This is a genomic window from Mycobacterium sp. 1423905.2, assembly GCF_001673155.1.
GTDB lineage: Bacteria > Actinomycetota > Actinomycetes > Mycobacteriales > Mycobacteriaceae > Mycobacterium.
Genome location: NZ_LZLE01000315.1, coordinates 1 through 1,231, shown reverse-complemented (window position 1 = coordinate 1,231; position 1,231 = coordinate 1). Strand labels below are relative to the sequence as shown.

Genomic DNA, 1,231 nt, shown 5'->3' with positions numbered 1-1,231 from the left:
GCAGTCTCGATGCCGCCAGCGCAGACTCGCGCCCGTTCGGCGGTCGGTAGGGTTATCCGCCGTGGCCGAGACCGCGCCGCTGCGCGTGCAACTGATCGCCAAGACCGACTTCTTGGCGCCCACAGACGTGCCGTGGGTCACCGACGCCGACGGCGGGTCGGCGCTGACCGAATTCGCCGGCCGGGCCTGCTACCAGAGCTGGTCCAAGCCCAACCCCCGAACCGCCACCAACGCCGGCTACATCAAGCACATCATCGACGTCGGGCACTTCTCGGTGCTCGAGCACGCCAGCGTGTCGTTCTACATCACCGGCATCTCCCGGTCCTGCACCCACGAGCTGATCCGGCACCGGCACTTCTCCTACTCCCAGCTCTCCCAGCGCTACGTGCCCGAATCCGAAGCGCGGGTCGTGGTGCCGCCCGGCATGGAGGACGACCCGGAGCTGCAACGAATCCTGACCGAAGCCGCCGACGCCAGCCGTGCCACCTACACCGAACTGTTGGCCAGATTGGAAGCCAAGTTCGCCGACCAGCCCAACGCGATCCTGCGCCGCAAGCAAGCCCGCCAAGCCGCCCGTGCGGTGCTGCCCAACGCCACCGAGACCCGCATCGTCGTCACCGGCAACTACCGGGCCTGGCGGCACTTCATCGCCATGCGCGCCAGTGAGCACGCCGACGTGGAGATCCGGCGGCTGGCCATCGCCTGCCTGCGCCAACTCCTCGACGTCGCGCCTGCGGTGTTCGCCGACTTCGAGGTCTCCACCCTGGCCGACGGCACCGAGGTCGCCACGAGTCCGCTGGCGACCGAAGCCTGAGGCCCCACACCGCCGCGCCTGCCAAAGCGCTTGCCGACGCCAGGTAATCTGGACAACCGTGAGCACCGTCGGATTCGACGCTCCCGCGCGCCTGGGAACCCTGCTGACCGCGATGGCAACCCCATTCGGTCCCGATGGCGCCCTCGACACCGCCGCGGCGGCGCGCCTGGCCACCCACCTGGTGGACCAAGGCTGTGACGGCCTGGTGGTATCCGGGACCACCGGAGAGTCCCCGACCACCACCGACGACGAGAAGGTGGAACTGCTGCGGACCGTCCTGGAGGCGGTCGGCGACCGGGCTCGCGTCATCGGCGGCGCCGGCACCTACGACACAGCGCACAGCATCAAGCTCGCCAAGGCCTCGGCGGCCGAGGGTGCGCACGGACTGCTGGTGGTCACCCCGTACTACTCGAGGCC

2 protein-coding genes are annotated in these 1,231 nt (G+C 69.5%); both read left to right on the top strand.

From position 1 onward, the window contains the following. The first annotated feature begins 61 nt into the window (after positions 1-61). Positions 62-814 (top strand): FAD-dependent thymidylate synthase, encoded by a 753-nt coding sequence (thyX, locus tag A9W95_RS21305; RefSeq protein ID WP_067417416.1) that lies wholly within the window; start codon positions 62-64, stop codon positions 812-814. 58 nt (positions 815-872) lie between these two features. Then, on the top strand, positions 873-1,231 hold a 359-nt coding region (locus A9W95_RS21300), incomplete at its 3' end, for a dihydrodipicolinate synthase family protein (protein ID WP_172826678.1).